Below are 15,443 nucleotides of genomic sequence, written 5' to 3' on the forward strand. Positions count from 1 at the left end.
CGATGGCCGGGAGGCCCAGGATGTCCGCTGACGAGCTTCTCACCTATTTGCGCCAGTTCCTGCCGGAGTACATGGTGCCGTCCGCCGTCGTCGTACTCGACGAGCTGCCCAGGACGCCGAATCACAAGGTGGACCTCAATGCCCTGCCCGCGCCACGCCCCGCTCCCGACGGCGAGCTGGGCCCGCCGAGCGCTCCGTCCGACGAGCTGGAGCGGGCGCTGGCCGCTCACTGGGGTGAGCTGCTCCGTCGCGACCAGGTGGGAACCGACAGCGACTTCTTCCGGCTCGGTGGCAACTCACTGCTGGTGATGCGGGTTCTCGCGTTCGTGCAGAAGACTTACGGGGTGCAGGTTCCCGCCCGGCACCTCTTCGAGAACCCGACCATCTCGGCGTTGGCGTGCTACATCCGCGAACACACGGCCTGCCCGGTCGACGGGCCGAGTGCGCTTGTCGAGCCGGCTCCAGGCACCGGCGCTCGGATCTGACCGGACGGAGGGGGAGCACCGTGGAACTCAGGAATCCGCTGTCCTTCGGGCAGGAACGGATCTGGTTTCTTGAGAGGCTCATGCCGGGCCTGCCGATACACAACATCTCCATCTCGTACGAGATCACCGGTCCGCTGGATCCCGTGGCACTCGACGCGGCGTTCCGGCATGTCGTGGCGCGCCACTCGCCGTTGCGCACCAGCTTTCACGAGGCCGACGGCCGTCCGTACTGCGTGGTACACGAGGACGCGCCGGCGGTGCTCGACGTGGTCGACGTCAACGAGGCGGACCTGCTCGACCGGGTCCGCGCGGTCACCGACGGGATCTTCGACCTCAGCACGTGGCCGCTCCTGCGGGTCGAGCTCTGTCGGACGGGTGAGGACATTTGGGTGCTGACCGTCGTGGTGCACCACATCGTGGCCGACGGATGGAGCCTCTCCGTCCTCTTCGACGACCTCTGCGCGGCCTACAACGCCCTACGGGCCGATACGGCATGGCGCCCGCCGATGCTGCCCCTGACGTACGAACGACACGTGGTCCAGGAACGGCAGGCCGCCCGCAACGGCAGCTGGGACCGGGACATCGCGTACTGGCGCGGACTGCTCCGGGACGCACCTCCGCTGTTCAGCATGCCGGGAAGTCGGCCGCGGCCGACCGCGCCGACCCAGGTGGCCCACCAGACGGACGTTCTGCTGGAGCAGGCCGACGCCCTTGCCGTGCACGCTTTCGCGAAGCAGCGGCGGGCCAGCTCCGCCATGGTGTTGGCGGCGGCGTGGGCGGTCGCCCTGCACCGGCAGAGCGGCGCCACGGACATCGTGCTGGGGATGCCGGTCTCCGGTCGCGACCGGGCGGAGCTCAACGGTCTGATCGGCCTGTTCATGAACCCGGTTCCGCTCCGGGTCCGGGTGGCGCCCGGCATGTCGTTCGACGATCTTGTCGATCATGTCCGGGACCAGATGCTCGGTGCCCTGGCGCACCGGCGCCCACCCTTCGCGGCCCTCGTCGCCGAGCTGGACGTGGAACGCAGCCTGGCGTACCTGCCCATCTTCCAGGTCCTGTTCAACCACGCCACGGTGTCCCCGCAGCCCTTCGCCGCCTCGCCGGAACTGGGCTGCCGGCGGCTGCCGGCGCCACCCGGTCTGACCCAAGCCGACATCGGGCTGGTCGTGGTCGACGCGACTGACGCCGACGGGGCGCTGCGCCTGGCGGTGGAGTGCAGCGGCGACATCTACGACGATCAGACGCCGAAGCTCCTACTGGGCCACCTGGTCACGGTGCTCCGCCACGCGCTGAACAACTCGCGGGCCCCGCTTGACCTGTTCCGCACGGTCACCGCCTCCGAGCGCGACCAGCTCACCGCCTGGTGCGCGCCGCCCGAGACGCCCGTCCCGGCAGCGGCGAGCGCCCTCGAACTGGTGGTCGGCCAGATCGCCCGGACCCCCGACGCGCCAGCGGTGACCGGAGCGCTGGGCTCACTGACCTACGCCGAGCTCGGTCGGGCCGCTGCGGCGCTCGCAGAGCGGTTACGCAGACACGGCGCGGGGCGCGGAACGGTGGTGGCCGTGAACCTCGACCGGTCGGTGGAGGCCCTGACCGCGATGCTGGCGGCGTGGCACCTCGGTGCGGCGTACCTGCCGGTGGACCCCGGCTATCCGGAACAGCGCCTCAGGTTCATCCTCGACGACGCGGGTGCCGGGTTGATTGTCAGTCGGGGGGTGGTCCGGTCGACACGGTCTCCGCGTCGGGAACGCCCGTCGTCTTCGTCGACGACCCGGACGAGACAGCGGCCGACGACCCGGCCGCGCTGTCGGTGCCGCCCGGGGCCGGGCCCGCCGATCTGGCCTATCTCATCTACACCTCGGGATCGACCGGGACACCGAAGGGGGTGGAGATCCCGCATCGCGCCGTGGTGAACTTCCTGGCCGCGATGGCCCGGACGCCCGGTGTCGTGGCGACGGATGTGGTGCTGGCCCTGACCAGCCCGTCCTTCGACATCTCGGTGCTCGAACTCATCGTGCCGTTGACGGTGGGAGCCCGGACGGTCGTCGCCTCCACCACCGACGCCCGCGACCCGCAGCGGCTCATCAACCTGATCAGGAGAAACCAGGTGACGGTGGTCCAGGCGACCCCGGTGGCCTGGGGTCAGCTCGTGGACTTCGCCCCGCAGGATCTTCGGCTACGGCTCGCCCTCTCCGGGGGCGAGGCTCTCAACCGGTCGTTGGCCAACCGGTTGTGTGCCCTGGCCGACGAGGTGTGGAACATGTACGGGCCGACCGAGACGACGGTCTGGTCCCTCGCCGGCCGGGTGCGGCCGGACCAGGAGGGGGCGCCGGTGCCGATCGGGCGGCCCATCGACAACACCTCGGCCTGGGTGCTGGACCGGGCCGGTGAGGTGCTGCCGGCCGGGGTCGTCGGGGAACTCCACATCGGCGGCGCCGGGCTGGCCCTCGGCTACCGTGGCCGTCCGGAACTCACCGGACAGCGGTTCGTCCCTGGCTCCACCGCGACCGGCGGGGCACGGCTGTACCGGACGGGTGACCTGGTGCGCCTACGCGGCGACGGCGAGTTCGAATTCCACGGGCGGACGGACACCCAGATCAAGATCCGGGGCCACCGCGTCGAGCCGGACGAGGTGGCCGCGTTGCTGCGGCGGCACCCGCAGGTGCGGGACGCGGTGGTCGTGGCCCGGTGGGACGACGACCAGGAACCCCGGCTCGTCGCGTACGTGGTGCCCCGCGACGCTGAGGCCGCACCGCCCGGCTGATCGGCGGGCCGGCGGTAGGGTGGCGTCCAGCCGCGACCGGGCCTGCTGTTCGTACTCGGCGAGGCTCAGTGCGGCCACCAGTGCCCGACAGTGACCATCGTCGTTCACTGCGCGGCCAAACGGTCGTGTTCGACCGCCTCGTAGAGCGCCCGGATGTTCAAGCTGCCGAAACCGCGCGAGCCTCGGCGCTGGATGAGCTCGTAGAACAGCGTGTTCCGCTCGTGCGGCGAACGGGTGAACAGTTGCAGCAGGTATCCCCACTCGTCACGGTCGGCCAGCACATTGGTGGCGCGCAGCTGGGCGATCTCCTCGGCCATCCCGTCGAACCGGCCGGCGAGCAGTTGGTAATACGAGCTCGGGGTGCTGAGGAAACGTACACCGCGTCCGGCGTACTCCTGCACGGCCGGGACGATCTCGTCGACCAGGAATGCGAGGTGCTGCACGCCGGGTCCACCGTTGCGGCTGAGGAAGGCGTCGAGCTGGCCCGCTGCCTTCCCCGGGTCGGGAGCGACCAGGGTGAAGGTGACCTGGCCGGATTCGCTGCGTACGACGATGGAGTCCATGGCCTGGTCACCGACCGCGACGTACTCGCTGGAGTAGCGCTCGAAGCCAAGGGTGTCACGGTAGAAGTCGGCCTGCTGCTGCAACGTTCCGCCGGCGAGACAGACCGCCACGTGGTCGAGCAGCACCAGCCGGCCGGCCGCTCCGCCCGGGGCGGGCGCCGCAGGGGTCCACGGTGCGGTGCCGGGCAGCCCGGGGGTGTCCGCCCGCTGCGGCACCAGCGAGTGCGTGACGTCGCCGAACCCGGCGATCACCGGGTCCCCGCGGAACGACCGGGTCACCTCGGCGCCGGCGCCGGACGCCCGTCGCCGGGTGGCGGCGACGTCGTCGCAACTCAGTGCGATGTCGGCGATCCCGTCACCGTGGGCATCGAGGAACTTCCAGGTCGCGGGACCGGAGGTGACGACGAGCTTCACCTCGCCCTGTTGTAGCAGCACCGATCTCGTGTCGTCGATCGAGGACTCCGCCATCCGGACGAACCCGAAAGACGAGACGAAGTAATCGACCACCGCTTCTTGATCAGTTGCGTAGAGCTCGACGTACTCGATGGTACGGACAGCCACGACGGCATCCTTTCGCTGACGGATGGCGGAAGGGCGCGGAATGAGAACAGGACCCGGCATCGGCGACGCATCCCTCGATCGGTGCCCGATCACTCCGGCGCGATGACTGCTGGCCACTGCCGAGCACGAGCATCACCCTCACACCGACCACTATGGACCAGCTCGACATCGTGCATCAATGCCACTAAGGCATGAAGTTAAGGCGTTGGGGCTGCTGTCAAGGGCTGTCCGAGCATGATGGAGAGTGCTGGCAACGAGGTGACGGAATTCCGGTAGAACGGCTTGTCGACCAAGACCAGCCATCTACGAGGAAATCCCGCCGTCTGAGTATCCCGTCATACTCGCTACGCCGACAGAGCCTCGGCGTCGACCGCCGCAGCTACCTCGCCACACTTCGCTGGGGACGGCGTTGATCGATGCCGGCTGCGGTGCCACAGTCAAGGTGCCGCAACGACCGAGGGGGCGACGATGACCACGTTGCACGAGGCAGGCAGGACCGGCCGCACCGCTGCCTTGCTTCACACGGACGACCTGCACGGGAGTCTGTCCGACCCGCTGCTGGACACCATGAACTTCCTCAACGAGGTGACAGCACGCTACCCCGAGGCCATTTCCTTCGCACCAGGGCGTCCGTTCGACGGCTTGTTCGACATCGAGCAGATCTTCAGCAGCATTCGCGGATACCTCGACCACCTCGCTACCGAGGGCCGTTCCCCGGCCGAGATCAAGGACGCCGTCTTCCAGTACGGCCCGGCGGGCGGCCGCATCCGCAAGGTGATCGCGCAGTGGCTGCGGCGTGAGGTCGGCATCGACGTGGCACCGGAGTCCATCGTGGTCACGGTGGGCGCCCAGGAGGCGATCGTACTCGCGCTGCGGGCCCTGATCCGCGACAGCGGTGACGCGCTCTTCGTCTCCAGCCCATGCTACGTGGGCATCACCGGCGCCGCCCGACTGCTGGACATCGAACCGGTCCCGGTGGCAGAGCACGCTGACGGATTCCACCCCGAGGACCTGACCCGAGCGGTACGGGCGGAGCAGCGCCGAGGACGCCGTCCCCGTGCGTTCTACGTCGTACCCGACCACACCAACCCGTCAGGCGCCACTATGTCCGAGGCCGCCCGGCACGCCCTGCTCGACCTCGCCGACGAACTCGACCTGCTGGTACTCGAGGACAGCCCTTACCGTCTGGTCAGCCCGGGCCGCCAGCTACCCACTCTCAAGGCGCTCGATCGGCGACACCGCGTGGTGCACCTCGGCTCGTTCTCCAAGACGCTGTTCCCTGGCGCGCGGGTCGGGTTCGCCATCGCCGACCAGCCGGTCGCGGACACCGCGGGCCGCACCGGCTTGCTCGCCGACGAGCTGTCGAAGATCAAGAGCATGATCACGGTGAACACCTCGCCGCTGAGCCAAGCGGCGGTGGCCGGAATGCTGCTGGCCGCCGAGGAGACCGCGACACCCGCCGCCGGGGAAAGCCCCGCGCACTACGGCGCGAGCATGCGGCGCACCCTCGACCGGCTCGACGAGTTCCTGCCGGCCCGCCTGCGTGATGCCACAGGCGTGCGCTGGAACAAGCCGGCCGGAGGCTTCTTCCTTGCGATGACCGTGCCGTTCGAGGCCGGCAACGCCGCCCTGAAGCGCAGCGCCGAGGAGTACGGCGTGATCTGGACGCCGATGTCGTACTTCTATCCGGCCGGTGGCGGCGAGCACGGCATCCGGCTGTCGATCAGCTATCTGACGCCGGAGCAGATCGACGAGGGCGTGGCACGGCTCGCGCGCTTCGTCACCGCCGAGGCGTCCAAGCCATGACCTCCGCCGGGGTCGCTCCGGTCCTCCCCCGGCCGGGCGATCGTCCGCGGTCACTGTGATCCCACCCCTCGACACCTGGCGAGGGTGACGGAGGCTCTGGCTTCCGCGCGCACGATCGGCGGCATGGGATACCGGGCCGGGGAGGTTCGAACCCGTCGGATACGCACGCCGGAGGGCCCCACACCGACGAGGAGTCGTCGAGCGTGTGGGGGCGCCTTCGCCGGTGTCGCTACAGGTCGTCAGTGCGCACCACTGGGGGGCGGGACGGGATGCTCGGCGGCTCGGCTGACCTGCTCCCAGCCTGCCCAGGTGTCCATTCGCCAGCGTGCGATGTCGAACGCTAGGTCGTACACCATGCTGCCGAGCAGGAGGCGCAGCGGCGGGTCGTCGCTGTCGACCAGTTTCAGCAGCGCCTCGGCAGCCAGTCGCGGCTCACTGTCGATCGAGCCGTCCGCCCACTGCCGCTCCAGTTCAGCCCGCAGCGGGCCATAGGCCTCCATCGGCGTGGTGGTGGCCATGTTGCTGTATAGGTCGGTCCAGTAGCCGCCGGGCTGCACGATGCTGACCTTGATGCCGAAGACTGCGGCTTCCATCGCCAGGGCCTCGCTCATGCCTTCCAGTGCGAACTTGCTCGCGCTGTACATCCCGGTGCTCGGGAAGCCGCCAAGTGCGGCGACGCTGGAGATCTGCACGATGTGGCCGGCCCGCTGGGCGCGTAGGTGCGGCAGCACGGCCTGGCTGGTCCAGAGCGCGCCGAAGAGGTTGACCTCGAACTGGGACCGCGCCTCGGCCTCGGTGAACTCTTCGATCATGCCCATGGACATGGTGCCGGCGTTGTTGACGACGATGTCGAGCCGCCCGAAGTGTTCGACTGCGGTGGCCACGGCGGCGAAGACCGCCGCCCGGTCGGTCACGTCGAGTGTCAGGGTCAGCAGCCTGTCCCGGTGACGCTCGTCGAAGTCGTCGGCGACGATGGTCCGGGCGGCAGCGACCACCCGGTCGCCGCGCTCAAGCGCGGCGACCGTGAACGCGCGGCCCAGACCGCGGCTGGCGCCGGTGATGAACCAGGTACGCGGAGCGGTGCTGGATGAGGTGCGCATTGTGGATCTCCATCCTCCGGCCATGAGACGAGACGGTCCGTCTCGCTGTTCGATGACGGTAGGTCATCTCGCCTCGCCAGTCAAGACGAGACGGTCCGTCTCGCTTTCGGTATGCTGGGCACATGACGACGCAACACCGAGCCACGCCCAACGCGGCCCGCCGGAAAGAAGCCTCGCGGCGGGCAATCCTCACTGCGGCGTTCGACCTGCTGCAGGAAATCGGATACGCCAAACTCAGCATCGAGGGCATCGCCGCGCGCGCCGGCGTCGGCAAACAGACCATTTACCGCTGGTGGCCATCCAAGGGTGCGGTCATCTTCGACGCCTTCCTCATGCTCAGCGAGGGCAGCGAGGGCGAGCCTCCGGCGCTGCCCGACACCGGCGACCTGGAAGCCGACCTGACAGCGGTGCTGCGCGCCACGGTCGCGGAGTTGAACGATCCCCAGTACGACCAGCCGATGCGCGCGCTGGCCACCGAGATCGCGCACGACCCCGAGCTGGCAGCCGCCTACGTCGAACGGCTGGATGGACCGTTGAAGGAGGCCAAGCAGCGACGGTTACGCAGTGCTCAGCGGGCCGGGCAACTCGCCGAGGACCTCAACCTCGACGTGGCCGTGGAAATGATCTGGGGCCCCCTGCTCAACCGTTGGCTGCAACGCAGTGGGCCGCTCACCGCCGAGTACGCCGACGACGTCGTCACCACCGCACTCAACGGCTTGCGCCCACGCCCGTCCGGCCGTTGACCAGATACGACGCGATGGCCTCCCGCGATGCCGCCGTCCTACGCTGACCCGCATTGAGAACGCACTGACATCGGCTAGAAGCGGATGCGGATTGGCTCGCCGAAGCGAGGGCCTCCGTTACGCAGTGTGACAGTGGGGGCTGCAATCGTAGGGCCTCAGAGCAACGGCCCCCTCCGCTGTCCGCGCACTACCCGGCGTCTACCTCTCGGGTGTGGCCGTGACGGTGGCGAGCGGGTGGGTTCGCCCGTCATGGCGTGCCCCGCGGGAGCCGACGGTGTGCATCCCGTCGGCCATAATGGTGATGAGCAGCAGGCTGTCGGTAACGTCGATGTAAAGACGGTGACCGGGCGGCCAGGACAACGCCTGCAGCAGATCCCGGGCAGCGAGCGACCTCCGGGTAGGGCCACGCCAGCTCGGGGAACTCAGGCTCCAGCGGGTGCCGTTTCCATCGTTACTGCGGCTCAGTGGGTGGCGGTATCGGTCAGCCGAGCAAGTTCCGTATCGGCGATCCGGCGCACGGTCGGGTCGGCGTCGCTGGTGAACTGGTGGAGGATGTCGGGGGCGGCGTCGGGGGCGAGGCGGCGTACGGCAACGGCGACGCGCTGGCGGACCACCGGGTCTGGGTCGTTCGCCAGCCCGACCACAAGCGACGCCCAGCGCGATCGCACGCTGTCGGTGCTGACGAGTCCACTGATGGTGGCGGCGCGCACCGCCGGCTCGTCGTCTTGCGCCAACGTCGTGAGCTGCTGCGGTATGCGCGGATCCGAGTCCACCGCCCTGCCGAGCGCCCGAGCGGCCTGGGCTCGCAGCAGCGGATCCGCGTCAGCGGCGATCAGCAGCAGCACGTCGACCGCAGCCGCCCCGCCGACTGAGCCAAGGGCTTCGAGGGCGTTCTCGCGGACGTGCCGATCGGGGTCGTGTCGCAACCGAAGCAACACCGGGGTCGCCTCCGCCCTGCCCAACTGGCCGAGGGCGTACGCGACCATGGACCGTACCCGCGGCGCGGGGTCGGCGGCGAGGGCGGTCAGTGGCGCAACCGCGTCGGCCAGGCCGGTGTAGCCGAGCCTGCTGACGGCCGAGATGCGTACCTGATCGTCGAGGTCACGCAGCGCCATGACGAGCACCTGGAACGCTCGGTCATCGCCAGCAGGGTCGGGAATCGAGCCGATCGCCACGGACCTGACCCGCGGGTCGGCGTCGGTCGCGGCTGCGGCCAGCAGTTCGACATCCTGCGCTTCGACCACGAATCCCAACGCCCACAGCCCTGCCCGGCGCAGTTCGGGGATGCCACCCGTAGCCAGGTCCAGCACCGTGCGGCGCGCGACTGCCTTGTTCGTGTGCAACAGGTCGATGATCTCGCCAGTCAAGCTGTCCTGGTCGTCACCGAGATCGCGAGCCGATGCGCGCAGCAGCGCCGGGAGCGCAGCCACGCCCTGGATACCGGCCAGAATCCCGGCGATCAGGTCCCGACCGTAGAAGTTCTGCTCATCGAGGAACCGGTCGAGCGCCTCGTGTAACCGGGGCACCAAGGTGATGTCCCCGCACGCCGCCAGAGCGGTGAGGATCGGCGCGATGTCGTCGTAGTCGTCCTCAAGCTCCATAGCATGCCGGACCACGGCCTCCAACGCTGCACTGTCGATCATCCGCGTCACCATGCCACACGCCGCCGTCTATTCCAGCGCACGCTCCCCCGAGACGGCGCTGAACCCCTCGGTCGAAGCCCCCACCGCCGGCGCTGACGCACACCCTCTAAACCGTCCTAGGACATCGACTGCAGGCAGAGTAGGGCCCACTGGCGCCCGACCACGAGCGGCACCCAGCCGATCCGGGCCATCACCCGCAGGTGCGGACGGCATCAGTACGCCCGCCAGTCTTGTTGCCGTCACATCGGTACGGGCGCGGCCACGCCCGCTTCTACACTGGGGCCGGATCGCGATCAGCGGTGAATGGGCGGGGTGTATGGCGGACGTCCGCGTGCTCGGGCCGCTTCAGGCCATCGGCCCCGCCGGGTCGGCGGCACTGAGCAGTTCCCGGCAACGCGCTCTTGTCGGCCTGCTCGCCCTGACGCCGAAATATCCGATCCCAGTATCAAAGCTGGTGGACGGCATCTGGGGCGACGATGCTCCGCGAACCGCGGTTCGGACGCTGCAGAGCCACCTCACTCGGGCGAAGCAGGAGCTGGCCGCCTGTGGGCTGCCAGACCTCCTGGTCGCCACCCGGGTTGGCTACATGATGGTCGTCGATCCGCCAGCCGTTGACGCACACCGGTTCGAGGGGCAGGTACGCGCCGCTCGACGCCTGCTAGCGGAGGGTGATTCGGCGGGCGCCGAGGGTGCCCTGAGCTCGGCTCTCAAACTCTGGTACGGCGAGCCGCTGCAGGGTACAGAGCTGTACGGCTGGGGCGCGGCCGAAGTCGCCCGGTTGCAGGAGGCGCGGCTGGGCGCCGTCGAGGACCTCTGCGACACCCAGTTGCGGCTGGGCGCTTACGCGAAGGCCGCGGACGAGTTGGAGCGCCTGCTCGCGGCGTACCCGGCGCGCGAACGCCTCGTCGGCCTGCTCATGCTCGCGCGCTACCGGTCCGGGCGGCACGCGGAGGCGCTCACCTCTTACGCGCGGCTGCGCGCGCATCTGGCCGAGGCGCTCGGCGTCGACCCGGGGCCCCAGCTGCAACGGCTGCACACGGCGATGCTGCGCCGGGACCCGGCGCTGGACGTCGCCGAAGCCGCCGGGCCGGTGTCTGTCGCCGCTCCCGCAAAACGGCTGATCCCACACGAGCTTCCGTCCCCGGTCGGCCACTTCACCGGCCGGGGCGACGAGATCGCAGCGTTGGACGACCTCCTGGGCGATCCCACCGCCCCCGGCGGTTCGGCCGCTGACAAAGCACGCGTGGCACTGCTGTGCGGGCCGGCCGGGATGGGCAAGACCGCGATGGCGGTGGAGTGGGCGCACCGGGTGGCTGATCAGTTCCCGGATGGCCAGATCTTCGTCGACCTCCACGGCCACGGCCCGGCCGCCGCGGCAACCGCGCCGGACGTCGTCTGCCACACCCTGCGGGGGCTCGGCGTGCCTCCGGGCCGGGTACCGGCCGACCCGTCAGACCAGGTACGCCTGTTCCGCTCGCTGCTGCGCGACCGCCGAGTCCTGCTGGTGTGCGATAACGCCGGATCCGCCGAGCAGGTCCTGCCACTGGTACCTCCGACGTCCGGCTGCCTGTTGCTGGTGACCAGCCGCAACGCGCTGCCGGCGCTGGGCGTCCGGAACGCCCTGCGCCGGGTGGAGTTGGATGTGCTCGACCATCCCGATGCGATCAGCCTGTTGGAGCGGGTGCTCGGTGTCGAGCGGGTGCGCCAGGAGGTCGAGGCAGCCGAACAACTCGTGACGGCGTGTGGCGGGATGCCGCTGGCACTGCGGACCGCCGCGGCGAAGCTGGCGTCCCGCCCTCGGCTACGCATCGCCGATCTCGTCGCCGATCTCGCCACGGAGCATCGCCTCGATGCGCTGTCGGTGCCGGGCGACTCGCGTGGGATCCGGACCGTCTTCGCCAGCGCCTACGACACGGTCAGCGAGCTGGCGGCGACCGCCTTTCGGGCGATCGGCCTGCACCCCGGCCCGAGCTTCGCGGCCCCGCTGGTCGCCGCGGCGACCGGTACGTCGCCGGCGGTCGGGCGACAGGTCACCGACGAACTGGCCACCGTGCACCTAACCAGCGAGCAGGCCAGCGGGCGGTTCGCGTGCCACGACCTGATCCGGTTGTACGCCCGGGAGTGCGCGCTCGCCGTTGACCCACCGGATCGGCGTACCGAGACGGTCGAGCGCATCCTCGACTGGTACCTGGCCATCGCCGACGCGGCCAACACGATCCTGACCCCGGCGCGCACCCGGGCCACCGTTACGCTCCGCCACGGACCGATCGAGCTGCCGTTCGCCAGTCGGCATCGAGACGCGCTGGTGTTTTTGGACGCCGAGCGGGAGAACCTCGTGCCGGTGTCGCGGTACGCGGTCGGCCATGGGTACGACACCGCCGCGTGGCAGTTGGCGTACCTGTTGATGGGCTTTTTCAACTCGCGCGGCCACTGGGTCGACATGCTGGAGATCTGCCGAGGCGGACTGGCTGCCGCCCAGCGGCAGGGTGACCGGCATGTCGAGGCCCTGATGCGGGGCCAGTTGGGTGTCGCCTGCATCCAGGTACAGCGCTACGAGGAGGCGCTGCGCGAGCTGCGCTCGGCGCTGCCGTTGATGCAGGCGGCAGGTGACGCCTGGGGGGAGGGCAGTGTCCACAACAACACGGCGGTGGCGCTGACCATGCTCCGGCGCTTCGACGAGGCCATCGCGGAGTACGAATACGCGCTCGCTGTGCACACCGCCCGCGGCGTCAGTTCGGACGTGGCGTACGCGCTGCACAACCTGGGCGACGCCCACACCCGGTGCGGACGTCCCGACGTGGCCCTGCACCACCTCGCCCGGGCCCACGACCTGGCCGTCGCCCTCGACGACCAACGCCTGCACGCGGTGATCTGGCAGGCCTCCGGCGCGGCGCACCTGCGGCGCGGCGCGTACCAGGTGGCGCTGCAGTTGCTGCACAGCGCGCTGGCCCTGCACCGGGAGATCGGTGATCAGAGCCGTGAGCTCGACACGCTGCGGGACATCGGGTCCGCCCTGCTCGACGTGGGTTCGGTGTCGGCGGCACTGGATATCGGCGCGCACGCGCTGCGGCTGAGCCGCCAGATCGGAGATCCTCATCGGGAGGCCGTGGCGCTGCAAAGCCTCGGATTGGCGCATCTGAGGGCTGGTTCCTTCCCGGAAGCCGAACAGCATTTCCAGTTCGCGCTGGAGCTTCGATTGCGCATCCCGGATGCGTACGAGGAGGCGGAGATACACCGCGCGTTCAGCGAACTCGAAGCCCGTCGGGGCAGCCCGGCCGCGGCCCACCGCCACCACGGCACCGCCGTCGACCGGTACCGCAGCGCGAACGCGACCGTTGAGGCGCACGAGCTGGCCTCGGCGGGCTGGGCGGGGCAGCCGCACGACGGGGTAGCCGCCGCGCCCGTCCGCTCGTGACGGCACGGATGAGACGACCGGTGGTTGTCCCATCCGTGCCGAACAGTGTGGTCAGGAGTTGTATCGGAACGAGGTGATCCAGTTGGTCGTGCCGTTCGCCACGTACGGCGTGACGAACAGTGGCCGATCCGGCGGGCTGGCCACCGCGTAGTTCACCAGGGCTTGCGGCGAGGTGAACGAGTGAACCCGGCCGTCGCCGTCAAGGGCGACCGAGGCGACGTTGAACGTGCCGTCGGGGTTGGCGCTGATGTCCAGCACCGACTGCCCGTTGCAGACGTTGTTCAACGCGGCCCGGCTGATCCCCGCGTACCAGCACCAGCCGTAGCCCGGGGAGTTGTTCACGAAGATCACGACGAACCGGTTCTGCGCGTACGACACGATGTTGGTCAGCCGCATGGTGGTGCCCAGGCACGAGCCGATGCCGGCGAAATCGGTGTCGCACCAACCCCACGCCTTGGCGTTGGCGCCGATGTTGGGCACCATCACCACCGCATAGACGCTGCCGTACCGCACGGCGCTGATCAGCCGGGCGTTGTTGGTGGACAGGAGGTTGCTGACCTGCGTCATGGTGACGCCGTAGTACCACCAGTATCCGCTGGCGTAGGCGCCGGTGTTGCGGACCATCGTCACCGAGAACCGCAGCGGCGACGCGCTGAGCACCCGCAAGTCGGTCGGCCGGGCATCGTTGCTGCTGAGCAGGGCCGAGACCGTGTCCGGGTCCACGTTCTGGTACGTCCACCAGCCCGTCGGCGTCGAGTTCATCCGGTCGTCCGTGGTCGGCACCGAAGAGGACGTCCCGGTCCCGCCTCCCGTGATCGGCTCCGGGCAGCTGGCGCCCGCGCCCAGGCCCGGGTAGCGGATGAACATGCACTCGGGTCCCGCGGACGCGGCGGTGTGCGGCAGCATCATCGCGGAGACGGCCAGCAGGCACGCGGCCGCACCGGTGACGAGGCGTTGCATTGCACGTTTCATGATCCATTCCTTTGTTTGTGGTCTCCGGCACGGGCTGGTCGCCCGGCCACCGTCAGCATCCGCAGTCCCTGTTGTGCCGACGTTGTGGCGGGACGGCACGGTCGCCTGCCGTCCCGATTCGCGCAGCTCGTGCGCTTACCTCGGGGGCGGCGAGACCAGCGCGATCTTTGCCACGTTCGAGGACGCCTGGATGCTCGCCGGCGGGAGGTTGGTGTCCAGCGCGCTGATGAAGGCGACCAGGTGGTTGCCCTCCGGGCTGGTGGGCGTGTACGTGCCGGAGCAGGTTGTGCTGCTCGGGCAGGCGGCGATGCGGGTGCCGCTCTCCTGGTCGAAGATCTCAATCCAGTACGCGGTGGTGCCGACGTCGAGCGACGCGGTGGCCGTGACGATCACCGCACGGTAGGCGGTGGCCGGCGCGCTGAGGCCGAGTTGCCAGATGGTGGGGCCGGTGGTCCAGGTGACGTAGCTGGTGCCCGAGGTCGCCACCGTTCCGGACGGTGGAAAGGCGGTGCTGGAGTAGGAGACGAAGGCGCGATAGGCGTGCGTGGTCGCCACCGCCTGGCTCACCTGCACCGAGCACACGGTCCCGGACGCGCAATTCGTCAGGTAGGTCCCGGTGGTCACGTCAAAGATCTCGATCCAGTACGGCGAGGCCCAGACGTCGTCGAAGGTGGACGCGGTCAGGGTCACGGGCTTGCCCATCGTTATCGAGGTGTAGTTGGCGGTCAGGTCGATCGTGGTGGACGCGTGCCAGGTCACCTGATAGCCGAACGGACTGTCCGCGTCGGGATCGTTTGCCACCACGTCCGAACGGGTGAAGTTGGAGATTTCCGCCCGGAACGAGTCGGTCATCTCGGTGTTTTCGGTCCAGGAGAGCGAGCAGGTCGTACCGGTCGCACACGACGCGATCTGGCTGCCGTTGCGGAAGATGCGGATGTAGTAGGCCGTCGGACCGACATCAGCGCTGGCGGTGGCGGTCAGCGTGGTGGACCGGCCGACCCAGGGCCGCCGCACGGTGATCGCCAGGCTCACCGTCCACGCGGCCAGGGTGCTGGCCGTGGCCGTCTGATGGCCGGCCTTGGCCGGCAAGTCGGCGCCCAGGTGGACGTTGGGACCGACAAAGTCCTTGGCGGGCGCCGGCTTGGCGGCTGCGCTCCGCTGCGCCGCGGCGTCCGTACCATGGCCGCCTGCGGTCACGGCGTGTGCGCTCCGGGCCGTAGCCGCCTGCGTCGGCCCGGCCATGCCGAGCAGGAGCGCAATGGCAGCCACGCTGCTGGCCAGCACTCCGGTTGCGGTCGTTCGTAGCCGCATGAGTCCTCCACTGTGATCAGAGTCGGTCGGCCTCCCACGGGCCGGTCCGATGCAGCTGGGAGCGGCGCGGGTGCGCCGTC

At 69.5% G+C, this 15,443-nt stretch carries 11 protein-coding genes; 6 read left to right on the plus strand and 5 right to left on the minus strand.

Annotation, left to right across the window (positions count from 1 at the left end):
* The first annotated feature begins 20 nt into the window (after nucleotides 1-20).
* The 3 genes from GA0070604_RS20990 to GA0070604_RS33185 are packed head-to-tail and all read left to right on the plus strand — an operon-like array spanning nucleotide 21 to nucleotide 3,249.
* Complete coding sequence (locus GA0070604_RS20990; RefSeq protein WP_141721368.1) at nucleotides 21-485, plus strand: phosphopantetheine-binding protein; 465 nt, start codon at nucleotides 21-23, stop codon at nucleotides 483-485.
* 20 nt (nucleotides 486-505) lie between these two features.
* On the plus strand, nucleotides 506-2,398 hold the full coding sequence (locus GA0070604_RS33180; RefSeq protein WP_208602142.1) for a condensation domain-containing protein: 1,893 nt from the start codon (nucleotides 506-508) through the stop codon (nucleotides 2,396-2,398).
* Entirely contained in the window at nucleotides 2,296-3,249 is a 954-nt protein-coding gene (locus GA0070604_RS33185) for an amino acid adenylation domain-containing protein (RefSeq protein WP_244162033.1), read from the plus strand. The genes GA0070604_RS33180 and GA0070604_RS33185 overlap by 103 nt, the downstream gene beginning before the upstream one ends.
* 104 nt (nucleotides 3,250-3,353) lie before the next feature.
* Here the strand turns inward: GA0070604_RS33185 and hppD are convergent, their stop codons facing one another.
* Nucleotides 3,354-4,373: a 4-hydroxyphenylpyruvate dioxygenase gene (gene hppD / locus GA0070604_RS21000; RefSeq protein WP_244162034.1), complete on the minus strand. Its 1,020-nt coding sequence runs from the start codon at nucleotides 4,371-4,373 to the stop codon at nucleotides 3,354-3,356.
* Nucleotides 4,374-4,841: 468 nt separating this feature from the next.
* On the opposite strand from hppD, the gene GA0070604_RS21005 reads away from it, so the two are divergent.
* Entirely contained in the window at nucleotides 4,842-6,179 is a 1,338-nt protein-coding gene (locus tag GA0070604_RS21005) for an aminotransferase-like domain-containing protein (protein ID WP_091121109.1), read from the plus strand.
* 239 nt (nucleotides 6,180-6,418) lie between these two features.
* Here the strand turns inward: GA0070604_RS21005 and GA0070604_RS21010 are convergent, their stop codons facing one another.
* Nucleotides 6,419-7,279: an SDR family oxidoreductase gene (locus tag GA0070604_RS21010; protein WP_091121113.1), complete on the minus strand. Its 861-nt coding sequence runs from the start codon at nucleotides 7,277-7,279 to the stop codon at nucleotides 6,419-6,421.
* Nucleotides 7,280-7,401: 122 nt separating this feature from the next.
* Between GA0070604_RS21010 and GA0070604_RS21015 the strand changes: the two genes are divergently transcribed.
* Entirely contained in the window at nucleotides 7,402-8,022 is a 621-nt protein-coding gene (locus GA0070604_RS21015; protein ID WP_091121117.1) for a TetR/AcrR family transcriptional regulator, read from the plus strand.
* Nucleotides 8,023-8,483: 461 nt separating this feature from the next.
* Here GA0070604_RS21015 and GA0070604_RS21020 read toward each other — a convergent pair whose 3' ends face one another.
* On the minus strand, nucleotides 8,484-9,665 hold the full coding sequence (locus tag GA0070604_RS21020; protein ID WP_167363548.1) for a HEAT repeat domain-containing protein: 1,182 nt from the start codon (nucleotides 9,663-9,665) through the stop codon (nucleotides 8,484-8,486).
* Nucleotides 9,666-9,981: 316 nt separating this feature from the next.
* Between GA0070604_RS21020 and GA0070604_RS21025 the strand changes: the two genes are divergently transcribed.
* Complete coding sequence (locus tag GA0070604_RS21025) at nucleotides 9,982-13,080, plus strand: AfsR/SARP family transcriptional regulator (protein WP_167363549.1); 3,099 nt, start codon at nucleotides 9,982-9,984, stop codon at nucleotides 13,078-13,080.
* Nucleotides 13,081-13,131: 51 nt separating this feature from the next.
* Here GA0070604_RS21025 and GA0070604_RS21030 read toward each other — a convergent pair whose 3' ends face one another.
* On the minus strand, nucleotides 13,132-14,052 hold the full coding sequence (locus GA0070604_RS21030) for a hypothetical protein (protein WP_141721369.1): 921 nt from the start codon (nucleotides 14,050-14,052) through the stop codon (nucleotides 13,132-13,134).
* Nucleotides 14,053-14,187: 135 nt separating this feature from the next.
* Nucleotides 14,188-15,363, minus strand: a complete 1,176-nt coding sequence (locus GA0070604_RS21035; RefSeq protein WP_141721370.1) for a hypothetical protein — start codon at nucleotides 15,361-15,363, stop codon at nucleotides 14,188-14,190.
* Nucleotides 15,364-15,443 lie beyond the last annotated feature (80 nt).

Source organism: Micromonospora eburnea (genome assembly GCF_900090225.1).
GTDB lineage: Bacteria > Actinomycetota > Actinomycetes > Mycobacteriales > Micromonosporaceae > Micromonospora > Micromonospora eburnea.